The following is a 23,590-nucleotide window of genomic DNA, read 5'->3' on the forward strand; positions in this document are numbered from 1 at the left end:
TGACCTTACCCAGAAAAAGTAGACAGAAAGTTAAGACGTTTTTGCTATGAGAATGATGAATCAAAAAGCTCAGGAATGCAATAGTTAATAGTAGAATGTCTACGCTGTTTATTATAAAAAATTTCTATATATTCAAATATTGCGGTTTTAGCTTGTTGTGCAGAGTGTTGTGAAGTATCAATGAGTAACTCTCTCTTAAGTGAACTAAAAAAGCTCTCTGAAACAGCATTATCATAACAACAACCTTTGTGACTCATACTAGAAGTAATATTTTTTGTACTTAGTAAAAATTGATAATTTTTAGAGGTGTATTGCGATCCTTGATCGCTATGAAATAGTAGATTTTTAGGAGATTTGCGCCTACCAATAGCCATGAATAACGCATCTATAACTAATTGCCTATTTACTGCATTACTCATTGACCACCCAATCACCATGCGTGAATATAAATCTATTATTGCTGCCAAATATAACCATCCTTCATTAGTTTTTATGTACGTAATATCAGTTACCCATATCTTGTTAGGTTGATCAGCGATGAAATTCTGATTTAATATGTTAGGAGTTATAACTCTATTGTCTATTTGTGGTTTTTTACTTTTAAACTTTCGTCTAAGCTTAGCTTGAATGCCATTTTTCTGCATAATATTTTGCACTGTTTTGATGTTATAATTTTTACCTAAAGCCTTTAATTCAGCGTGAATTTTAGGAGCTCCGTATCTGCATTGTGATGATCGATATACCTTCTGAATATCTTGTATGAGCTCTTCTCTTATTGATTTTTTGTTGTTTTTTTCCTTAGTAATCCATTTATAATAACCACAAGCAGATACGTTCAAAAATCTGCATAATTCCCGTATTTTATAGCAGTTTTCATGTTCTTTTATAAAAGAATATTTTACTCTTTTTGGTTTGCAAAATATCCCAGGGCTTTTTTTAAAATGTCTCTTTCCCTCGTTACTCTTGCCAGCTCTTTCTTTAAATCAAACTTTTCTTTGTCACAATGAGCTACTTTCCCCTTTCCTGGAAACGCATCTACTCCAGACATTCTATCATTGTATGTTTTTACCCATCTGCCTACCGCTAATACCCAAATCTCTTGCTATTTTTGCTGATGATTGACCTGTTTCTTTTACTAGTCTTATAGCTTCAATTTTGAATTCTGCTGTATATTCTTTTCTTTTTGTCATACCACACCTCTTTGAAAAAACGTTTTATTTTACTTCAAAAACGTCTTAACTTTCTGTCTACTTTTTCTGGGTAAGGTCATTGTCCATTTAGCATCAATTCACATATTATGTCTTCCTTCTCATTTTCTTTGCATTTGATCAAAGGCATTTTCGATATTACTGTATCAGCAAAACTCTTCTGCCCTTCGCTATACGCATTTATCCTGATTCCAGCACTTAGTGCTTGGTCTATAGTCTTGTTCAGTTCTTCTACGCTTTTTGCCTTTACCACTCTACTTTTAAACCACCTCAATTCTGCATTTTCACTTGCACTTGGCTCTATCTTGCTTAAAGATGGAATAAACGGGTTTTGACGATTTGAAGATTTTTTGTTATAAATCTCACGTCCTTCTTCAAGATTGATTGATTTTTCAGAAACATCGCCAGGGGAAGGCACACCTTCAGGCTTCTCAAACCTGCTTTTATCATCAAATATTTTCGGATCAGTCTCATCTACAAATATAGGCTGCTGATTTTTTTTGCCAGTACGCCTAATAGCACTATATAGTCCTTTTGGTAACTTTTTAGAATCAATGATTAACTCATAAGTATTTCCATCTGTATCATCAGATGATACTGTTTTTTTAGTAGTCATATAGCCTCCTATTAAGCATGTTATTCAAGTCTACAGAGCAATTTATTGCTTTATGATTAACTTAATACACAAATTATAAAAAGATCTTGTATATCTTGCAACTATTTATAATAAAAGAATACCTTTCTCAGGACTTTTATTCTTTAACTATTACTTAACATACAAATTATACAAAGATCTTTTATATTTTGTAATTCTCCAATATCTCTCTCCAGATTCTTGACTTAGTTTTTTTGCTACTTGATTTTATATTGCATTGTGTAGCCAAACTTCTCAAGCAATTGAAATTTAGTTTATAACAGCTCTCTGTTCCTTAAAACTGCAATATCCTTTATCTGTCATAATAATGTGGTCCTCTAACTCAATTCCCACTCCTTGACATGCTGACACTAATTCTCTAGTCATTACTTTATCATCTTCTGATGGCTCTAAACTTCCTCCTGGATGATTGTGAGATAATATTATCGATGCTGCTTCCATTGATAACGCCTTTTTTACCACTTTCCTTTCAGATAGGTGTACTTCATCTATTGTACCAAAATACACTTCGTCTCTTATCAAACGGTTCTGTTTATCCAAATATATTATCTGAACAGCTTCTTTTGCTGAAAAGCCTATATTTACCCTTACATATCTATCAGCTTTTACTTGGCTATCCATTACAGGACCTCTCTTTAACCCTTCTCTTAGTGCTCTCTTGTAAGCTTCTTTTTACACATTTCAATTGCTGCAGCTGCATGTTCGGTCCATTCCTTCTATCATTTTTCAGATCATCGATTTTCTCGTCCCAAAAATTTCTCCTATTCCTGGGCAATTATCCATTAGAGTTTTAGTAACATCTTGTGCTTGCTTTCTGTCATGAACTGCTCCTAAAAGCACTGGTCTGGTAGAGACTTATGACCTTGAAAACCAGCGATTTGGTCTCTTAATCATAGTCCCCCCAAAAGAACCGTGCTTGCGGATTTCCCGCACACGGCTCCACAATACAGCGTTCACACTAGTGCTCCTGTGTACAAAGAAGCATATATCTTTGGCTTTGGTAGTGGATTTATTTTTAAATAGTATGTAAACTGTTCCCAATCCATACTTTTCTTGTGACTACGTCGGTTTATCCACTTAAATGCTAGCTTTGTTATCGGTCGATAGAATTGAATCAAACACCGATAATTTCCGCTAACTCCGAAGTAGCTATAGTGTCCTGTTACTTTGGCTTTAAGTTTCTGCCACCAATCTTTGAGACAGATACGACTTCGTACCATCTTCAACCACTCTTTGATTTCTTTAATCTTTCTGGCTAGGCTTATTTTTGAAGTTTTCTGCTTCATCATAAGTTTACCATTACGACTTTTTCCACAATAATGTGTAAATCCTAGAAAGTTGAAGCTAGCCGTCCTACGTTTCTCTCTTTCTGCTTGATACCATTCTTTCTTACCAAACTTTACTATTTTTGTTTTATTTTCAGCTATTTCCAACCCAAATTTACTTAGTCTTTGTTTCAGTAATTCTAGAAATTCTTTTGTGTCTTCTTCCCTCTCGCAGCCAACTACAAAATCGTCGCAAAACCTTATTAGCTGTATATATCCTCTGGCTTTTGGCTTAAATTTCTTTTCAAACCATAAGTCCAGCACATAGTGTAAGTATATATTAGCTAATACAGGACTTACTATACCACCTTGTGGTGTGCCTTGATCGGTTGCTTTATAACATCCAACTTCGACTATTCCTGCCTTTAGAAATCGTTTTATTAACCACAATAAATTTGGGTCAGCTATTCGTTCCCTTAGACAATTCATTAGCCATTTATGTTGAACATTATCAAAGAACTTCTTGATATCCACTTCTACAATATAGTTAATTGGTTTGTGCATAACTGCTTTATCTAGAGCGTTTATCGCCTGATGACAATTTCTTCCTGGTCGAAATCCATACGAGCTGTCCATAAAGTTTGCTTCATAAATATTTTCTAATATCTTCTTTAGCATTACCTGTACCAACTTATCTTCAGTTGATGGTATTCCGAGGCCGCGCTTCTCTTTGCTCCCGGCTTTGGGTATGTATACCCTTTTCACTGGTTGCGGTTGATATTGTTTTCTCTTCATACTATCCACTAGTGTTTTAAGTTTCTCTTCTAGATTTTCTCCATAAGCTTCCACTGTCACACGATCTATACCACAAGCCTTGTTGCGTTTTAGTTCCTTGTAACACTCTGCAAGATTCTCTTCATTAATCAAATGAACTAGCGATGTAAATTTTACTCGCTTATCTTGCTTAGCCCTTACTGCTATCTGGTTTAGTTTTCCTTGCATACTCCTCCAATCTCTGTTGTATTGGTATAGCAATCCCTATACCAGTCACTATATTGCTAACCGCTTCCCCTTGTATGTGGCTTTCCCACACTCCGAGTACTATCAGTTAGTCCGACTTCCTTTGCATCTTCCTCCAGTCCTCGCCTTTATTGACTTGTTCCAGAGTACCCTTACAGGAATACAAAGGATCTCCCAAGTTCACGTAAGGTCCCTCTCAACACATGACGCGGCCTTCGATCCCGACGGGGTGAGTAATACCTTGCCTTAGCGTTATTACCCATGCTGCCTTCCACCAAATGTAAAGTGTCGGCCCCCATGACGCGTGAATTACGGGACTCAATACCTTCACTTTCGTTGCACCCTATGTTGTCCATTCCATTAGCTTTACTACGCTCGTTACCTTACGCAGCATAATGGTTTGTTCCAGGCTGCTGGCTAAGCTTTACCCGTGTTGGATTTTCACCAACTGTTCCTTACGCACTTTCTTGGCGTCACACATAGTTTCACCTCTTTCATAGCTATGCCATTTTGCAACCACTGAGTTGTACCTACTCACAGTAAAATGCACTTTCCAATTTATCGTGTCTTGAGGTCTAATAGCTGTTGTTCCTAAAGCTTTTCCAGTTGCCGACTTTGCTCTGCCTTTTGGAATAAAAAGTATGTATCCGCCAGCTAACTTTGCCATTGCCTCACGTTCTATTGCTATTTTTGTTAATAAACTTATATCACTTTCTTCTGTTTGGTTAATATGTGGAATCAACACATTTTCAAATTCTTCTGCAACTTTGCATCCATATCCGTGCTTTTCTGCTATTTCCTTAACCAAGTTACCTAGAGTAATTTGATGCCATTCTTTAGATACTTTCTCCTTTAATGATAGTCTTAAATTTGTTGCATGAGCCTTTATTAGTAAGGTTTTAGGTGGACTCTGTACCGTAATTTCATTAACTGTATATATACCCATGGGCGTCACTCCGATTTCCCTATACCCTAAAGAAATATCCAATTCATCTGGGATATTTAAGTTTTCATCTCTGTAATCAACACACACTTCAACTACATCGTCTATTGTCCCAGATTCATCGGTAAGGCGTAATGATATAACTCTATCTTTAATTGATTCACATTTATCTATTATAAAATCTGGCTGCATTTATTCCCAGATCTTCAATTTTGACTTTTGTATTGTTTTTTGAATAGTAGGGAGCTTTATCTTTAATCCTGCCGGTAAAAAGCTTCCGTATTCTGCCAAACCTAAGTTCTCTGCTAGTACTAATTCCACTACTCCATCCGTAAATCCGTAATGTTTCCAGCAAATCAGATCTAGCATTTCTCCTTCTTTGGCTAAATAATATATAGTCATCTATAGCTCTTCAAACTCAAACTAAATTCAACTTTTCTTGGTAGTCCATTAGGTAAAAAATACATCTGCTTTTCTTCTAACTTGGTAATTACGAATTGTCCTAAAATATTACCTAAACTATCTACTAAAACATGTGGGTTTTCAGCTTCTTTCATATTCTTTAATTGATTTAGCCCGTTGAGATTATGTAGATAAATCGTTCCTTCTAAATCTATATTTTCTGTACCTTGACCGATATTTTGTAATAGTGGTATATTTTCAATACACTCAATTGTACTCCAACGATTTTCTCTATTATACTTTAAACTTGTTGGAGCAAATTTATAAGGGCCAAGAGACAACATTTTAATAAACGGAGTCTATGGTATCAAATAAAACATCACGTGACTTTTCTCTTATCCTTTTTATTACTTCATCTGCAAGACTATGAACATCTTGATTTGGCTCTGCTTTAATGCTGATAGTATAATTATTAGTGATGTTCTGAGTTTTATTTTGTTCTTTATTTTCAAATTTACTCTTTGCAAATATCTTATCATTATCACTCTCTGTAAACTTTTTCTCCTCAATAAGGCTTTTGATTCTGAAGCTATTCTGATTTCTATTGGAAAATTCTTTAATTATACTGTTACCTAGCAAAGGATTTCCACTGTTGAGAATATTACTCTTTAGGGGACTATGTACTGCTTTTATTTCAGTAACAATACTTTTTCTTTTTTCAAATTCTTTCAGTGGACTATTTTTAGCAAATATGCTACTAACTGTATTTTCTATCCATGAAAAGGCTTCTCCTATAGGTTTAATGAGTGATTTTATGTATTCCAAAAAGCTAGAAAAAAAGTCTTTCACCTTTTGCCAGTTAGTCACAACAAGAGCTGCACCAGTAACAAGACTTGCTATTAAAAATCCAATCGGGTTACTCATTATAGCGAGTGTTATTGCTCTTAGTCCTGTTACTACTGCAGGAAAAACTGTAGCTGATAAAAATGAAAATACTCCAAGTAGGTTTGCTTTCAGACTAAAAATCGTACTTCCTAGCAATGTAAATCCGTATCCTAGTCCTACTGCTACAATTTTTAAACTTATTAAAGCTGCTATAGTTCCCATGATTGCTGTAGTTAAGGTTGGATATTTTTCTGCAAACTCTGCTATATATCTAGTTTTTTCTTGTAAAAATTCAGCTATAAATTTTAAAGTAGGCAGCATCACCGAGCCCAGGTTCATACCAACTTCAGCTATTGCATTTCGAAGGAGTCTTAATTTATTGGCTGTAGTGTCTGCACGATTTTTGAATTCTTTTTGCAGAGAGCTTCCGTACTTTTCTGTATTAGCCAATAACTTTATTGCATCCTCATACTTATTAAAACTTCCAGCTAATAATGCAATATCATCTTGATATTCCTGACCGAAAAGTTTCATAAGGATTGTAGAACGTTCCTGATTATCCATTTTCTTTAGAGTTTGAAAAAAGTGAAGTAGTGTTTCTTCTCCGCTTTCACTGATCCTTTGTACCATTTCTTCCGCGGTTATGCCCATTTCTTCTAGTGCTGCTTTGAATTCTTTTCCTTGACCTTCAGCAGTTTGAAGTTTGCTAAGCAGTGCATTTATAGCAGTTGCAGCTTTTGCTGGTTGTTTACCTAAACTAATAAAAGCATTTACTAAGCTGCTGGTTTGTTCAAACTTTAATCCAAACTGCTTTGCAGTACCACCAACTATTGCTAGAGCTTCAACCATATCTTTTGCTTTAGCAGCAGTGTTATCTGATAAGTGGTTGATTACATTACCAACATGCTCCATTTCACTAACATCAATTCCATAAACGTTAGAGAGTTTAGCTATGGAATCACCTGCTTGCTCTGCAGACATATCAAATGCTGTAGACATTTTTGCCACCGTTTCTGTAAATTTGAAAAGATCTTCTTTTTTGATACCAAGTTGACCACCGCTTGCAGCTATTTGTGCTAATTCTGCAGCAAATAATGGTACAGTACGTGACATCTCTTTTAACTTCTTAACAAATTTATCAGCTTCCTTTGTTTCTTTGTTAAACTCAACTACTTTTGCAACATCAGCCATAGCCGATTCAAAATCAACAGCAACTTTAATTGGCGCTGCAAGCGTTAGCCCTAGCCCAATAGTCTCTATAATTTGTGACTTAAAATGTGCTTTGGTTGCTAAAAAACTTTGGTGACTACGTATTGCAGACCCAAGTTTACCATACTTACCTTTTAGCGCTTCAACAGATGAACCAAGTTTATATTGGTCACTTACTAATGACTTAATATTTCTGCCACTTTTCCTTACTTCTTCATTAAATGAATGCAAAGCATCTCTCTTTTTCAAATATGCTTCTTTTGCTTTTATTGCGGAGGTTTTAGCCTTGTCAAATTCTGCTTTTAAAGTTTTGCTTGGTTTCTCTATCGCTTTCATTTGTTTAGCTAAAGATTTTACCTGATCTTCAAAGCCTTTCCATGACCTCTTGCTAGTCAAAACATCATGACCTAACTGCTTAAACTTTGATACTGATTTTAAAGATGAGTCAAGCTTTCTTATATTCTCACCAAGACGAGTAAGTTGACTACTGCTTCCCTTTATTACAGTATTAAAACTGCCATCAAGTACCGCACCTATTTTTATCGATAATACTGACATTTGAACTCCCTAGCTAATTTGCTCCATAAAATAAACTCACTAATCTCCATATCAAGAATGTGCTCAACTCCACCACCTATGATAGAGCCAAGCACTAGTATTTCTAATCTCAAGTTTTTTGGATAATTGGTGAAAAAAAATCCTTTAATACCTCTTGCACTTTCACATAATCAGCAATATCTAACTCTTCAATCGCTTCTTTTGCAACTGATGTCAAATTGGCAGTCAAAGTTACTTCCTTACTTAGATCACTACCATTAAGTCTCTCAATAGCTAGATAATCTCTAACTTTTGGACGTCTAACGGTAAGTTCTGAGACAGAAATACCATCAACTGTTATTGGGTTGTTTAGTGTTATAGTTTGCATAAAATTTTCCTATAAAAAATAAAATCTTGTAAAATGTTGTAACTATTTGATCAACATCTAAAAAATAGAATTCTAAAAATCTTCATATTCCAAGCACCGTTTGAAGTAGTGCCATCTGATCAACACCATTTATCTTTCTAATCATATTTTCAGCATCGATTTCTATTAACTCATTACCACCTATAGTAAGTTTATAGTAATGAGCAGCGACAGTGCATTTGAGAGTGGCTTTTTCAGCAGGTTTCCAGCTACCAAAGTCAAATTCTTTGAATATGCCTCTAAGGTTGATAATTACTCCTTCAACCTCATTGCTGCCACTGCCTTGTAATCCGCCCCTTAGCGTCAAAGCTACTGAATTTCCATCTATCAAACCAAAAAGTCTAAAAAGTTCTGAATCATATTCTGCAAAAGTAAAATCTGCTTCAAGCTTTTCCATGCCCATGTCAATATTTATTGGAATATCCATACCACCAGCTCTATATTCTTCAGTTTTTATGGTAAGCTTCGGTAAGGTTATTTCATCTATTTTTCCTGCATAACCCCGACCATCTACGAATACATTAAAATTCTTTAAAATCTTCGGTAACATCTCTTTCTCCCATTTTTATAATATTGTACCACTCACAAGATGTGACCTGAAAGTAATCTGTTCTGCCGGATATGGTGGTGTAAACTCGAAGTCAAAATACACTTTCCCGCTTGCAATGTTTGCCGGTGTATTGAGCTCTGGAGTTGCGTAACATTTTCCGCTAATAATCGCTCCTTGTACTTTTAAATTGGCCAAATAAGAATTTACCCCCTCAATCACATCATCTATATAGGTTTTGGTAATATTGCGATCAACTGCCCATAAATGAGCTCGAAGTAAACTATCATTGATTAAATCTGCAGTGCGCCTTACTGATAGAANATTCTCCATCTCTTGCTTTTGATTGCGGTTTTATTCCTGTTCCAATAGAGTTACTTACTATCGTATCAATTATATTTGCAGCGTAAGGATTTTTTCTCACCATATCACGTGATCTACTACGTAAAGTTTCAAGGTTTTGAGACAGCAAATTGTTTATACTTCCTAACTCTGGTTGACAGTGAAAAAATCTTCTTCCTGAGCCTGCTGCATCCCACGCTGAGCTTTTTATCTTTGGTTTGTTAAATAATTGCTTGAAGGTTTTTAGCAGCATTTATAAAATTCCTTTACTCGTTGAAAAAACAATTTTCCTCTTTGGCCTCATGCCTGCAACTTTTAACTCAGCCTTAATTCGTTGTCTTAAATTCAATAAATCCTTTATTTGAACTTCCCCGTACCGCACAACATGGTCACCATATGCAATTGAGACAACTCTTTCTCCGCTTTGCAGTTTTTGAATTGCTTTCTCAACTTGAGTTAAATATTCTTCACTGTACATTTTGATTACCAAGCCACTTACTCTGTCTTACTTTTTTAGGCTTTTTGCTTTCCATTTTTCCACTCAAACTATTCCATTTACTCTCTGGCCATCTATCAATACCAAGCGCAATAGATGCTGCTCTTGCGTAAATTCGGCAATCTAGTACTTCATTTCTCTCTCTTACCTTTTGCCACTCTTGTTTGGTATATCCTTTCACTACTTTACTGACTAATTGCTCTGCCGTTAGCTGCTTAAAATATTCAGGTGCATACTCCGGAAAATGACAATATCCTGCTGGAGCTTCTTCACCTTCTTTTAAAACATTAAGTAATTGAAAAAGCTCTGACTTTAATATCGATACTCCAACTGGCCATAGCTTTATTCCTCTCTTTAGCTTTTGACCACCAACTGTTATATCTACTCTACTTGGGCTGCTAAGTGGTACTAGTGCTTTATTTACACCTTTCACTGCCATTACTCTTCCAGATCCTTGATGACTCCTTACCCAATTATACACTTCTTGCGTTGCATATCCAGCATCAACCGCCATCATGCTTATCATGTATTCAAGCCCATTTTCACCGATAAAATGATGATTTAAGAGCTCAGAGAGTTTTCCCCATACTTCTCCTCCTCCTGTATCTCCTTCAAATACTCGATAGTCTATTGACCAACTTTCACGGCTTTTTCCCCATGCTACAACTTCTACTTCTAACCGGTCTTTTTGGACATCAACACCTGCTGTGAGAACTACTTCGCCTTTTGGTACTGTGCCTATGGGAAAAAATTCTCTCCTGTTAAATAATTGCTTCCAGTCTGGTACTTCTCCTTTATCTACCCAAGTTTCTCCTAAAGTGGTATTTATCCATACTTTTAGTAATTGTTCACTTTCCTTTGCATGAAGAAAATCTTCTACTGCTTGTTGCCAACTATACCACCCAACTGGGCTATAAAGACTTGAAAGATGAAATCCTTTTCTCTCACCTTTTACTCTATTAGTAGGCCTCCATTCTCCACGCTCAAGCATCTCTGTCTTTTGATGATTTTCTATCTTTTCACCACATTCTATACATATATAGTGTGCTGTATTTGGATTTTTATCTTCCCATTTTATTTGTGCCCATTTTAATATTTGATAATAATTACAATGCGGACATGGTACAAAAAAATATCTCTTATCTGTTGCTTCAAATTCTTTCTCAATTCTGCTTATTCCATGAATCGTTGGTGTTGATACTAAAAAAATCTTTCGCCTTGCAAAGGTATTAGTTCGTGCAATACTGAGCAGTACTGGATCTCCTTCACCTCCTGAATCTCCTGGATAGGCATCAATCTCATCAAGAAAGAGGTATTTTACTGGCATAGAGCGAAGTCCTACACTGCTATTTGCACCTGTTATTACTACAATTCCACCTGGAAATTCCTTACTTTGCACAGTATTCCCTGAATCTCTTGATCTTGGGTCTTTTACTTTACTTTTTAAACATGGCGTACTCTCTATTAACGGTGCAAATCTTCCCTTCGACCAACGCTTTCCCATTTCAACTGTTGGCTGTACTACCAGCATTGGACCTGGTGTCTGATCTATGATATAGCCAATCCAGTTATTACCAGCTTCTGTTCCTCCAATTTGTGCTCCTTTCATGAATACTATTTTCTCCGCTGGTGAAGATGGAGATAGTGAATCCATGATTTCTTTTAAATAAGGAGTTCTTTCCGTTCTCCATTTTCCTGGCTCTGATGCTGCAGTTGGCGCTAAAACTCGATACTCATTCGCCCACTCTGATACTTTAAGCTGCGGATCTGGTCTTAAACCTTCAGAAAAAGATGTAGCATAGATCATACCTTAACCCTACTTATTGCTGGTTCTATCTCAACATCATTAACAGTAGAACTACATTCCTCCAGTTCCATAAACATCTTTTTCTGAAATTCGTTTTCTATATATCTTTTGCTCATCTCACTTATCATTATTGCTATAATAAGTGCAAGTATTCCTGTTATTGTTGCAAAAATGATTGCACTACTTATTGTTGTTGCTGTTAACCCTATATATACCGCTATTGCTACTGCACTTACTGAGGTAAAAATACAGATCACATTATTGTATTTTCTTACTTTTGCATCTCTATGCTCTATACACCTATAATAAATTGGTACAGATCTGCCTATCTCATCTGGTAATTTGATACTCTTTTCTTTAAATAAAGTTTTTAACAATTCTAAATTATTTGACTTGATTGCTGAGTGCAGAACAGGTGTATAGTTTGCTCCTTTTTCCAGTAGTAATTTTACTACATGTAAATGTCCTTTTTCTGCAGCAAGGTAAATCGGTGATAGACTTTTATTGTTTGAAATATCAATATCAATTTCTTCTTTTAAAATGGACTCTACAAGCTCAATTTCTCCTCTTTTTGCAGCTAAATGTAATAAACTATTTTTTTCAGATCCATATTTGTTGCTCATCAAAGCCTTCTTTATCTCAGGTTTAGCGTAGTCAAATGGTGTTCTACCGCTATCGTCTTTTACCAGAGGGTCTATATCTTCTCGGGTTAGTAAAACTTCTATTGTTTTAAGTCTTTCAGCGTAATGTAGTGGTGTTTTATTTTCGTAGTCTTGCAAATTTACTTGAGCATTAGGCTCCTTTATTAAGCATTTGAGAATATCAAGACACAAATCTCTTTCATCATAATTAGCATTACTTACAGCTATATGAACAGGTGACAATTTCATTGAGTTTTGTCCCATGCGTGCACTATTTACATCTGCTCCTAGCTTCAGCAGTAACTTTACTATCTCCAACTTTTTATTATTAACTGCATAGTGCATTGGTGTCTGATTTCGTGCATCAAAGACATCTATTTCAGCTTTTCCTTCTCTTATCAAAATCTTTACAACTTCTGCATGTCCTATGCCTGCTGCTAGATGTAATGGCGTATGATGCAGAGCATTTCGTACATTAACGTCAACACCTTTTCCTATCAAATATCTAACCGCATTAACTTCACCTATCATTGCAGCTAAGTGAAGTAAGCTATCTTCCTCTGATCCGTATTTGTTATTAATTAGCGCTTGTAATATTTCTGCTTTTTTCCCTTCTTTGGCGTAATCAAGAGATGTTTTACCATCATTATCTTCTACGAAAGGATTGATATTCTTTTTTGTAAGCAGCAGATCTACCATACTTAACTCATCAAACTCTATAGCGCAATGTAGTGGTGTCTTTCCATTTAATCCTCTAACATTAACATCTAATCCAGGTTGATTAATGAGACACTTTATTAATTCCAAACTTAAGTTAGCAGACATTATTAAAATTTAGCGTTAGATAATTCTTGTAATGAGTTCGTGATCTCTTCAGTTAGCGCCATATGAATCTTTTCAGTGTCACTCAGTGATGCAAGTAGTGCTGAAACTCTATTTGGAATATTAAGTAAATTATTACGGACAACTCTTGCTACATTAAATGCTTCGCGCTTTACTTCCTCTACTGCTACAAGTTCACCAATCTCAGCTTTTGCCTTTGCCTCAAGCAGTTTACCACGTTCCATTTCATTTTTTATTCTAGTTTTTAGCAACATTGTGGAGAGGTTACTTGTACTTTCTGGATTTTTCCTCCTCAATGGCTGACTCGGATCTCTTATTGCTGCCACCGCTTCATTTGCTTGTTCTCGGTCGATCAAACCATCCTCCAACTCAACTATTCCTTTCTTTACTAAATAACAGACATATTGCTTTGATACTCCTATCTCTCTTGCCCATTCTGTTTGTGTGATTTTCACTTTTTTTCTCCTCTCTCTCTTTATTTACCTTTTTTCTACGAATTTTCTTCTTGAATCTTTGAAAAAGTTTTACCAGTACCAGAAAGAATTGCCTCCCTACCTGTGTACACTTGCCAACGTTTTATCGTTACATCTACAAATTTTGAATCTAGCTCTATTGTCCTACAAATTCTTCCTGTTCTCTCACATGCAATCAGTGTGCTGCCAGAACCGCTAAATGGATCAAGTACTATGTCTCCTGGTCTACTGCTATTAACTATTGCTCTCTCCATTAGCTCTACTGGCTTCATCGTTGGATGTAGTGTATTGTGTGTTGGCTTATCATAAAACCACAGATCACTTTGATTTCTTCCTCCATGCCACTCACGTTTATTGCCGCTTTTCCATCCATAGAGCATTGCTTCGTATTGTCTTTGATAATCAGACCTGCCTAGCGTAAAGTGATTCTTTGCCCAAATGATAAATGTCGACCATTTTCCTCCTGCTTCCTCAAATACTTTTTGTAACGTTGAAAACTCTGATGATGATATGCAGATGTAAATTGCTCCCTTCGTATATGCTAAAATATTGGAACAGATGTCGTAAAGAAAAAGCTCATACTTTTCACCTTGATTATCATTTAATATTTTTTTATCTTCTCTTTCTTGACTGCTACCATAATCAACGTTATATGGAGGATCACAAACAGTAATGTCTGCCATTTTATCATCTAACAGCGCTTTATATGATTCAACTACAGAGCTATCACCACAATAGATTCTATGATCACCTAAAATCCAAAGATCACCTGGTTTTGTTACTTTTTTGTTATCAACAGCTAAATCAGAAAGATCTTCTTTTTCACCATCAAAATCATCGAGAAACCTTTGAACTTTTTCCAATTCAAATCCTGTCATTTTAAGGTCAAATTGCAAATCTTCTAACTCTTGAATTTCCACCTTCAAAAGATCATCATCCCACTTTGCCCAGTTAGCTGATTGATTGGCAAGCAGTCGAAAAGCTTTGGTTTGTGGTCCATTTAAATTATCACTTAAGACTACGGGAATACTTTCCATACCAAGTTTTCTTGCTGCTTTAAGTCTTAAATGACCATCAACCACAGTACCATCACTTTTTGCAACTATTGGAATACGAAAGCCGAATTCCCTGATTGAAGCACACATTCTGTTGACCACATCGTCATTTTTACGAGGATTACGCTCATATTCAACTAGATTTCGAATAGGATAGTAGTGGATTGCTAAATTCATATAATTTAAATTCTTAATAATTAAAAAGTTAATATTCAAAATATGTCTAACACTAGAAAAGGCCTGGGGTCTAACCCACCAAACCCGCCAGTATGGCCGAAAGGACCCACTTTTATGGCATTTTTAGACTATTAAAATCTTTACTAAGATAGAACATTAATGCCAAAGCATCCCCCTCATTATCATCTCTAGGTGAAACCCCTTTTTCTTTACAGCTTCAATAACTTCACTCTTACTTGCATTACCTTTGCCTGTTATAAAGCGTTTGATAGTTTTAACATTAACACCTTGGTAGGGCACATGATGTTCTTCACACCAAGCAGAGAGAACTGCAAGAAAACCACCGTAGCAATGCGCTGCATCAGTTCCTAAATGTCTTCTTACTTCCTCAAAATACACTGCTTCAATGTTTGAGAACTTTTCCTTCATTTCATTTAGCCAGCTACGAAATTTTAAGAAGTGCATTCCACCTCCGCTAAAACGGCTACCATGAAAGCTTTTGCTTCCACTTTCAATTACTCCGTCATGCAGAATAGCCCAGCCCGTTTGTTTGCCGAGGTCCAGTGTTAGGATTGACATTTGCTATTATTAAAATTACAAGTAGCACTTACTCCAAAATATCGTCTGGTTTCTACAAAACACACTAGAAATTCATAGGTTTTTGTAGGCCAACAACGAGAATCATGTGCTACTGCAGAAAGTCGTTTTCTTATTATATATTCACCAAAATTACGAAAACTGTTCACTTTTTTTTTGCAAAGGATAAAAATCGTGTTAGACTTAAACGGAGATTTGTTCTGCAGTAGTAAGATTACCGACAATGCTATTTAATTAAGTTTTAGAGGGTATTACGTACGTTCTTTGGTGAATTGCTGTTGTTAATATCTATAAAACCACATCTAGCTTTAGAACGAAGTTTTTACCTTATCTAAAAAAATACAAGTCTACTCAATGTTTGTTTGCCGAGTTTCAGATTGACACTTAAAGTTTTTGTATTTGAAGCGCATCCACAAACTGCATCAATGCCCTTCTATAATATATATACCGGATTTCTTACTACTTTTTCCGGGATTTTCTCAAAAAAAGTTAAAATAATTTTAATGCAGCTCAGAAATTACATGAGTTTTTGGTAAAAGCATACAAAACAAACTATCTAAATCAGAGATAACGCTATAATAACCTTCTAAAACGTTTTAAATCATAAAATTCAGAGATTTCTCATAGTGAGAACTTTAATCTTTAATCCTCTTTAAAAAGTTATCTGAAGAAACGACTTTCACACCTCTAGCTTTTTCAAATGCCTCTCTTGCTGTGCCTGCGTTCTTACCTCCTTCCTTTGCCGCTTCTAAATTTTTATTATAGCCCTGTGCATCTTTATCTTTTATTTCATCAATGGTAGCCTGTTCTCCTAGCATGTTAAAAATTAATTCAATTGGTGTCATATGGTCTCTTAGTGGTTGTTTCCTCAAGCCTTTTATTTCCTTATGATGCTTTGTTTTTACTCCAAACGTTCCCTCAGAAATTACGTCTGTCAATATTGCGTATTCCCTACCTTCAATATACTTATTATTGTGGTCAGATATATTTCTGTTACCCCATTCTTTTGTTAGTTGATTTCTGACAGCTATCGATTCTATTCTCTTTTGTATCCATTCCTGAGGGTACCCTTTTGCAGCATAATCGGCATAGATTCGTTTGAGTGCAAGCTCAGGATTTTCATATTCTTGTAGCCTTTCATATCCAACTTTTGCAAGCCAACGTTTAAATTGTTCAACTCTTTTGGAAGGAATAGACTGCAAAATACGAAACAACCCCTCAACATTTGTACAATTAACATTCTGTTTACCACCTTTTGTTTTAATTTCAAGGGGGGTGACAAATTGTCCCCATCCTTCAGAAAGCCCTATATCTCTGCTTTTTATCTTTTTTAGATAGTCAGATGGGTTCTTACTACCTGTCAGAAAAGCTATTACTTCTGTTATTACGTACCACCATTCTCCATCATGTAATACTCTAGTAAAATTGCTATTATCAAAAGCAGTAGTTTCAATATCTCCCTCTTTTAAAGTTAAAGTATCAGTCATAAGCAACCTCTATAAGTTAAGAATAAACATAAAAACTAAAAAGACACTATTTTAAAGTCAGAAAAACCATTACTTACAATTCAATAATTTTCCAAAATCAATTATGTGTGAAAAGTAACCACTATCTATAACATCATCACTTACATCATTAACGTGGATAAGGACTGGACGACATGAAAAGCCTTTCGGACGATTTAGTGCATCTATTTTTTTTTGTACCTCTTGCATTATTGAATGACCAATTTTATCTTTTGAAAATTTGATTTCGCAAATGTAGAGAGTGTTAAACTTCGTTTGAATCATATAATCAATTTGACAACCTGCACTATTACGCGTTCTCTTCTGAAAAAATGGATTCTCGCTTATTATTCCATCAATTCCTAAGATATTATGTATACTCTTTCTATTGTTCAGCACCAAATTTTCAAATTGAAGCCCAATAATTGTATACCACTCTGGTAAGAACCCTATAGAATAGGTGTCACGACTAATTTTTCCTAGATCTTTTTCGATATATTTTAGATAAAACCTTAAATAATTATCTTGAAGTCTGTACCTCCTGAGTCGTGAATCAGTACCAGTTTTTATACTCCAAGTATGATCCTTTGCAATAAAACCAGCAAGCTCAAGTTCATATAGATACTCAGAAATGCGTCCATGCCTTACGATATTTAAAGTAACACAAATTTCTTCTTGTTCTTTAGCTCCAGTAGAAAGAGCTCTGACTATTTGCTTATAAAAAGCCGTTTTTCGCATGAATAAATCTGAGAATATTTGATTAAATTCTTCAACTAAAAACCCACCTTTTGTAAAACAAAGCCTTTTAATATTTTCTTCAGCGCTATGTTTAAAATTTACCTCCTCTAAATACTTTGGAATTCCGCCAGTTACTGCAAGCACCTTAAACTTTTCATATGCTGAAATATTTTTTGGCCAAAATTCGTTGCAATCAGAAAGTGATAATTCTCCGAGTGTTAAAGTTAACGATATTCTCCCTACGAAACCAGTACTACTAAGTATATTTTTCTCGATCCAGGATGAAGCTGATCCACAAACAACGAAAATTAGCTTGTTATTATTTTTTAGCTGCGTATCCCAAAAATTTTTTATTTTGCCTAAAAAGGTTGGATCTTTTGAGCCCATCCAAGAAATTTCATCAAACAGCAATAATGTTTTTCCTGATAGTAGACGTTCACCAACTGCCCATAGTAAATCGCTCCAGTCATCATACCTAGCAAAAGATGTATTAAATTGTCTAGCAACTTGTCTAGAAAACTCATTAAGTTGGTAGGACATTGTAGTATGCTTTTCTGGTGGCAAACCTATAAAGGAGTAATATTGTTCAAAATACTTACCAAACTCTTGAATTAAACGACTTTTTCCTATACGACGCCTTCCTTTGACTACTACAAAAGATGCAGTATTTTTTTCTGTAAGCTCCAGTAATTGCTTTAACTCAGTTTTTCTACCAATAAATGATGGAGACATAAAATACGAAACATAAATCTTTATCTCCGTTATACGCGATAAAATTGGAGACGTAAATAAATAAATTTAGATCTTTGTCTCCATTTTAAGCAGTTTACGAGATCAGTAGCTTATGTTTATGGCAGCAACTTTTTTCCTTTAGCTTCATCTACAAATTATTTATAGAGATTACCTAAAGACTCAACTTAAGAATTTTAGATAAAGGTCGTTATATCTCAATAAGACCTCCAAAATAACCAGCTCTTGTTTCACCGAAATTACAAAAACTGTTCACCTTTTTGAAAAGATATTTTACAACAAATAAAAAACGTGATAAGCTAAAGTAAGCTTTTTTTTATAAGCAAGTAAAAGTTTAAAGTAAAAAATAATTTAGAGGTGCCTCGTGGTCGAGTTTTAAGCTACTCTACATAAGTAATTTAGGTCTTAGTGTTATATTTGTACCCTGAAGTTGTAGAATGGCTTTAAAACGCAATTACGGGCCATTTGTTTTTTCTGAGCGTTTTCTTTCATTTCTTTTATCAGATAACTTTGAAAGAGAGCTTTACACATATACATAACTTATTATTGTAAGTAAAAGAGAAACGAACAGAGTAGTATGTTTTAAAGTCATACTACTATATTATTATTATATAATAATAGGAGTTATTCTGAAAACTGAAAGTTGAACAAAACCCTCTATATTCCTGAACTTTTTCCCTATTGCTCAGTCTGCAGCTATAAAATTCAATAATCCCTCTAAGTTGTTGAAAATCTCGCATTTCTTTCATCCTTACTAAATTCAGTCTGCATAGACTAAGCAAATTCTGAAGACAAACTGAGCAAATCCGAAGACTGAAATAACTCATATTTTCTATTTTAATTTTATTAATTGCAGATACTATGATGAACCCAAGTATTCGGATTTTCAACTGGTAAAATGCTACCATTCTCCAGTGATTTATAGTCGGTTGGTAAGACCTTTTCATAAATTGTCACTTCTTTATTCAGTTGATGATCAAATACCTTACTTTTCTTTTCCATGCCTGCAACACAAAGCACCCCATATCTAGTTCTTGCTCCATTTTTACCTTCTCTGTTAAATTTTATATAGCCTTTTGTAGCTAAAGTATCAATACGTTCACGGATCGAATGTTGACTACCAAGACCTGCTTTATTCTCAAATGCCTGACAGAACGAATTTATTGTATATAGACGTCCCTTCCGTGCTTCATCATAAATTAATTGTAGAATAGTATCATACCTACGCGAACGTTCTGCATCTAACCTTTGACCATAATCTTTATTCACAAGTCTTTGCGATTCATAATCAACTACGTACCAGTTATTGTTAATTTTATCAACGTATTTTGATGCAATAGCATGACCATTGCGTAACTCAAATATTAGCTGACGACAGCTTTGTTGTTCATTTGGTCTAAACATTATCATTCCTGTAGTATAAAAACTTCGCAATGAACCAGCTCCACTAAAGCTTTGAAAGGGATCTTCTTCTAATGATTTCTTTTGAATCTTTTTTGTATGATGTACTAAAATAACCCCTGCATCTTGATTAGCCAGCTTTCTCAATTTACCAACCCTTTCTTGTAGAAAGAATAACATAGCATTGTTGTCATTTTCACTACTATTCTCGCCGGCATCAAAAATATTGCGTAGTGGATCTATTGCTATTATATCAACTGCATTCGAGCCAAATGAACTTTCTATTTTATCTAAAATAATCTCTATACTATCATCATTTAGAAGCAACTCCACTTGTGGTGTAATAACTAAGTTATATCCAGCAATTTCAAGAAGTTCTTCATTTAGTTTAATCTGCTGTAGACGTTCACGCATATAGTGATAGCCAATTTCAGTTTGTAAGTAAAAGATTTTCAAAGGTCTTGTGGGCATCATGTTCAAAAATGGAACTCCTCCTGCCATGTGTAATAACCAAGAAATAAGAAAATCACTTTTTCCAACCTTAGGTGCACCTGCAAACACCAATAGTCCTCCTGGAGTTAAAATTCTTGGAGCTATTATGTCTTTCGGCATTGGTGATTTATCGTTTAAATACTTTATTACTGGAATTGCTGAAAGTGAAATGCGACGTCCTGCTTTTTGAACTTTCGAGAATTCCTCGGTAGTTGATAGTTTTTTCACATATGGAACTTGAAGAATTGAAGATAAGAATTTTTCAACATTTATACCTTCTTTCACGCAATCAGCAGCGTCCCAACCCTTTGGTTTATCTTTAGGTATTTCCAAAATGCAAAGTTCTTCAACTCCAAGACAAGTAAGTTTCATAGCAGATTTTTCAGCGTATTTCTTACCTGGTTCATCATTATCTGGCCAAATAATAACATGTTTACCTTTGAGTGGTGTCCAATCTGTTTTATTTGGGTCTGCATTTGCTCCAGACATTGCAGTTGTGGCAGTAATACCTTGCTCTATGAGAGCATTTGCACACTTTTCCCCTTCTACAAGAAGAATTTTATCGGACTTTAAAATACCTGGAATATTATATAGTGGCCTTATCTCTGGTACACTAAAGGTGGATTTTTTGATATCAAAAGGAAGATATCGCTTTCCATTATTATCATCATAACGATAGACTCTAACAATAGCTTGGCCGTTTTCATCGTAATAATCCCAATATGCAGTTGAAGTTTTGAAATGACCAAGCCATTGAGCTATAGAAGTCATTACTTCAGGAAACTCTATTCTCGTACTTTTTCTATGTACTCCTGCCCAAAGATCAATGATATCACCACCTTCTCCTGTTGCAAAATCATGCCATAGGCCAGCTTCACTGCCACTTAATTCTACTACCAGACTCTTGCCTTTATCACCTTGTATATTGCCTACATAAAACTTATCACCACGAAAAGTTCCGTTAGGTAGCAAGTACAAAAGACAAGATCTTAGGTTTAATAGAAGTCGTTCTTTAAGTTCTTGAACATTATTCATGAAATCACCTGTAAGTTGAAAATCTTGTTCTATATATTCACCGGATTTACAAAAACTGTTCAGTTCATAGGTGCATTGTCTGATCAAAGTTTTGAGTGTCTGAGGTTTGAAAAAAGATTCTAGACTTTCAGAGGGTAAAAAACTCACGATTGTCTGAGGTATTTTTTTCATGTCCTACAATATTTACTAAGAAAGTTTCATCCTTAAGTCTTTCATTTAAGGATACATCTTATGAAATCTCGAAACTCTTATTCAGGTATTGATCCTAAAGTTGTTAATTTAATAAAATTTTACGCAAAACATTATAAGTCGCTTACTGATCAAGATATTGAAGACATAGAACAAGACCTCTTCTGTGAGTTTCTTTCATGCATAGATCAGTATGATAAAACTAAGGGCAGTCTTTCCACTTTCGCTAAGCAAGTTGTTAAAAATCGTATTAATAATCTAGTCCGTAAACACTCACGTACTACTCCTAAACTTGAAAATAATGTGCAACAGGAAAGTTACTGTTTTGAAGATGAAGCGATACTACGTATTGATGTTGAGCAAATTATTTCAAAATTACCAAAGAAATGGCAAGTTTTATGTGAACAATTAAAACACCACAGCATTGCTGAAGTTGCAGATATGAATAATATATCACGGACTACTTTGTACAACATTCTCAAGAAAATGCGATCTAAATTTGCACCTGTTTACGGAAAAAAGCATAAGAAAAATTGAACAGTTTTTTGAAATTTGGTGAATTTATATATAGTGGCAAATTAAGGTAAAAGCATGAAAATAATAAACAGCAAAGAAAGAGCAAAACTGATCACAGGTGTAAAGGTAGTAATCTTTGGACCTTATGGAATCGGCAAAACCAGTCTGCTCAAAACCCTCGATGAATCAACAACACTTTGCCTTGATTTTGAAGCAGGACTTCTAGCTGTACAAGACTGGAAAGGAGATTCAATCGAGATGCACACTTGGAATGAGTCAAGAGATATTGCTTGTCTTATTGGTGGTCCTAATCCTGCATTAAGGTCTGATCAGGCGTATAGTCAAAAACACTATGAGCATGTCTGTAGCAAGCACAAAGATCTTCTTTCTGAAGTTTCTAAATATCGCTCTATTTTTATTGATAGCATAACTGTTGCATCACGTTTATGTCTTTTATGGGCAAGAATGCAACCTGAAGCTTTTTCAGATAGATCGGGGAGAGAAGATAAAAGAGCTGCTTACGGATTACTCGCACAAGAAATGATGGCCTGGCTCAATCAGTTTCAACATATCAGAGACAAAGACATCATCATAGTTGGCACCTTAGGTCAATATCTCGATGACTGTAATCGTTCAACATGGCTACCTCAATGTGAAGGTGCTAAAACTGCTAGTGAAATTCCAGGTATTGTTGATGAAGTAATTAGCATGGTTGGAATCAAGAAAGATGATGGAACAGAGAAACGTTCATTTGTCTGTCAGACTATTAACTCTTGGGGATACCCTGCTAAAGATCGCAGTGGCTGCCTCAATATGGTTGAAGAACCGCATCTGGGAAAATTACTTACGAAAATTAAAGCTAAGGCTTTTGCTACTGCTGCTTAAATTTCTACTCAAAGTTAACTTTTAGAGGTTATATATGTTACAAGACTTTTTCACCATTACTCAAAAAATTCCCTTTTTCAGTGTAAAAGAATACTTGGATGATCAATCGCCAATACCAGAAGACATTGTTTCCTCAAGAATTTTAACCAAGAGAGGCTTATTGGTATTTGGTGGCCCACCTAAAATCGGTAAAAGCGACTTTTTGATCTCTTGGCTTGTCCACATGGCTGCTGGTAGATCATTTCTTGGTATGATGCCAAGTAGACCTTTGAAGATCTTCTACATGCAAACTGAAATTGAGTATGACTATATGAAGGAACGTTTGCAACAGCTTCAACTTGATAAGGAACTTTTGGATATAGCTGCCAATAACTTAATTATCACGCCAAGAGTGCAATTATCGCTTAGTAGTGAAGAAATAGATGAAATCAAAAATACTGTTAAAGAGCGTTTTAAACCTGATATTATTGCGATTGATCGTGTGTCCAGAGAAGGCAAGTATGTTCAGTGGGAAGTAGACCCACCAGGATAAAAGTCGAAGTCCTGTAGC

General features: G+C 35.2%; 20 protein-coding genes and 4 pseudogenes. 3 read left to right on the forward strand and 21 right to left on the reverse strand.

Translation table 11 applies throughout. The features are described from left to right. Positions 1-44: 44 nt before the first annotated feature. The 21 genes and pseudogenes from BVG17_RS00435 to BVG17_RS00540 form a co-directional block, all read right to left on the reverse strand. Positions 45-1,190 (reverse strand): annotated as a pseudogene (locus tag BVG17_RS00435) (IS3 family transposase). Positions 1,191-1,266: 76 nt separating this feature from the next. After that, the gene (locus BVG17_RS00445) at positions 1,267-1,824 is read right to left on the reverse strand and encodes a hypothetical protein (protein WP_241654101.1); all 558 of its coding nucleotides are present in this window, start codon (positions 1,822-1,824) and stop codon (positions 1,267-1,269) included. 288 nt (positions 1,825-2,112) lie between these two features. Next, positions 2,113-2,484 carry a JAB domain-containing protein gene (locus BVG17_RS00450; protein ID WP_241654102.1) on the reverse strand — a complete coding sequence of 124 codons (372 nt, stop codon included), beginning with the start codon at positions 2,482-2,484 and terminating at the stop codon, positions 2,113-2,115. A 332-nt stretch (positions 2,485-2,816) separates the two neighbouring features. Further along, a complete protein-coding gene (ltrA, locus tag BVG17_RS00455; protein ID WP_143688734.1) occupies positions 2,817-4,130 on the reverse strand; it encodes a group II intron reverse transcriptase/maturase in 1,314 nt (437 codons plus the stop codon). A 442-nt stretch (positions 4,131-4,572) separates the two neighbouring features. Continuing rightward, on the reverse strand, positions 4,573-5,283 hold the full coding sequence (locus BVG17_RS09055; protein WP_241654103.1) for a hypothetical protein: 711 nt from the start codon (positions 5,281-5,283) through the stop codon (positions 4,573-4,575). Further along, positions 5,284-5,493: a tail protein X gene (locus tag BVG17_RS00465; RefSeq protein ID WP_096676762.1), complete on the reverse strand. Its 210-nt coding sequence runs from the start codon at positions 5,491-5,493 to the stop codon at positions 5,284-5,286. After that, positions 5,490-5,837 (reverse strand): phage tail protein, encoded by a 348-nt coding sequence (locus BVG17_RS00470; RefSeq protein WP_143688735.1) that lies wholly within the window; start codon positions 5,835-5,837, stop codon positions 5,490-5,492. The genes BVG17_RS00465 and BVG17_RS00470 overlap by 4 nt, the downstream gene beginning before the upstream one ends. Position 5,838: 1 nt before the next feature. Continuing rightward, positions 5,839-8,145, reverse strand: a complete 2,307-nt coding sequence (locus BVG17_RS00475; RefSeq protein WP_143688736.1) for a phage tail tape measure protein — start codon at positions 8,143-8,145, stop codon at positions 5,839-5,841. A 109-nt stretch (positions 8,146-8,254) separates the two neighbouring features. After that, entirely contained in the window at positions 8,255-8,512 is a 258-nt protein-coding gene (locus BVG17_RS00480) for a phage tail assembly protein (protein WP_143688737.1), read from the reverse strand. A gap of 82 nt (positions 8,513-8,594) precedes the next feature. Next, on the reverse strand, positions 8,595-9,101 hold the full coding sequence (locus BVG17_RS00485; protein ID WP_143688738.1) for a phage major tail tube protein: 507 nt from the start codon (positions 9,099-9,101) through the stop codon (positions 8,595-8,597). Between the two features lie 15 nt (positions 9,102-9,116). Beyond that, positions 9,117-9,421 (reverse strand): phage tail sheath C-terminal domain-containing protein (locus tag BVG17_RS00490; RefSeq protein ID WP_276528478.1); only part of this gene is annotated, 305 nt, incomplete at its 5' end. Between the two features lies 1 nt (position 9,422). Continuing rightward, positions 9,423-9,693, reverse strand: a pseudogene (locus tag BVG17_RS00495) (phage portal protein); the annotation flags it as partial. Continuing rightward, positions 9,694-9,918, reverse strand: a complete 225-nt coding sequence (locus BVG17_RS00500; protein WP_077188541.1) for a gpW family head-tail joining protein — start codon at positions 9,916-9,918, stop codon at positions 9,694-9,696. It lies immediately after the preceding pseudogene. Further along, a complete protein-coding gene (locus BVG17_RS00505; RefSeq protein WP_077188540.1) occupies positions 9,908-11,743 on the reverse strand; it encodes a phage terminase large subunit family protein in 1,836 nt (611 codons plus the stop codon). The genes BVG17_RS00500 and BVG17_RS00505 overlap by 11 nt, the downstream gene beginning before the upstream one ends. Then, positions 11,740-13,209 carry an ankyrin repeat domain-containing protein gene (locus tag BVG17_RS00510; RefSeq protein WP_077188539.1) on the reverse strand — a complete coding sequence of 490 codons (1,470 nt, stop codon included), beginning with the start codon at positions 13,207-13,209 and terminating at the stop codon, positions 11,740-11,742. Before BVG17_RS00510 ends, BVG17_RS00505 begins: the two co-directional genes overlap by 4 nt. A 2-nt stretch (positions 13,210-13,211) precedes the next feature. Then, positions 13,212-13,682 (reverse strand): hypothetical protein, encoded by a 471-nt coding sequence (locus tag BVG17_RS00515; protein ID WP_077188538.1) that lies wholly within the window; start codon positions 13,680-13,682, stop codon positions 13,212-13,214. A gap of 35 nt (positions 13,683-13,717) precedes the next feature. Then, positions 13,718-14,932, reverse strand: a complete 1,215-nt coding sequence (locus tag BVG17_RS00520; RefSeq protein ID WP_010405490.1) for a DNA modification methylase — start codon at positions 14,930-14,932, stop codon at positions 13,718-13,720. 112 nt (positions 14,933-15,044) lie between these two features. After that, a pseudogene (locus BVG17_RS00525) lies at positions 15,045-15,511 on the reverse strand (crossover junction endodeoxyribonuclease RuvC). A gap of 653 nt (positions 15,512-16,164) precedes the next feature. Beyond that, positions 16,165-17,016: a BRO-N domain-containing protein gene (locus BVG17_RS00530; protein ID WP_007302946.1), complete on the reverse strand. Its 852-nt coding sequence runs from the start codon at positions 17,014-17,016 to the stop codon at positions 16,165-16,167. A gap of 69 nt (positions 17,017-17,085) precedes the next feature. Next, positions 17,086-18,504: an AAA family ATPase gene (locus tag BVG17_RS00535; RefSeq protein WP_143688739.1), complete on the reverse strand. Its 1,419-nt coding sequence runs from the start codon at positions 18,502-18,504 to the stop codon at positions 17,086-17,088. 864 nt (positions 18,505-19,368) lie between these two features. Further along, positions 19,369-21,450 (reverse strand): AAA family ATPase, encoded by a 2,082-nt coding sequence (locus BVG17_RS00540; protein WP_063630523.1) that lies wholly within the window; start codon positions 21,448-21,450, stop codon positions 19,369-19,371. Positions 21,451-21,681: 231 nt separating this feature from the next. Between BVG17_RS00540 and BVG17_RS00545 the strand changes: the two genes are divergently transcribed. From BVG17_RS00545 to BVG17_RS00555, 3 genes and pseudogenes are all read left to right on the forward strand, one after another. After that, positions 21,682-22,176 carry an RNA polymerase sigma factor gene (locus tag BVG17_RS00545; RefSeq protein WP_063630520.1) on the forward strand — a complete coding sequence of 165 codons (495 nt, stop codon included), beginning with the start codon at positions 21,682-21,684 and terminating at the stop codon, positions 22,174-22,176. 54 nt (positions 22,177-22,230) lie between these two features. Continuing rightward, positions 22,231-23,040 (forward strand): ATP-binding protein, encoded by an 810-nt coding sequence (locus BVG17_RS00550; protein ID WP_063630521.1) that lies wholly within the window; start codon positions 22,231-22,233, stop codon positions 23,038-23,040. A 34-nt stretch (positions 23,041-23,074) separates the two neighbouring features. Next, positions 23,075-23,518, forward strand: a pseudogene (locus BVG17_RS00555) (AAA family ATPase); the annotation flags it as partial. Positions 23,519-23,590: the final 72 nt, after the last annotated feature.

The organism is Wolbachia endosymbiont of Laodelphax striatellus, assembly GCF_007115015.1.
Lineage (GTDB): Bacteria > Pseudomonadota > Alphaproteobacteria > Rickettsiales > Anaplasmataceae > Wolbachia.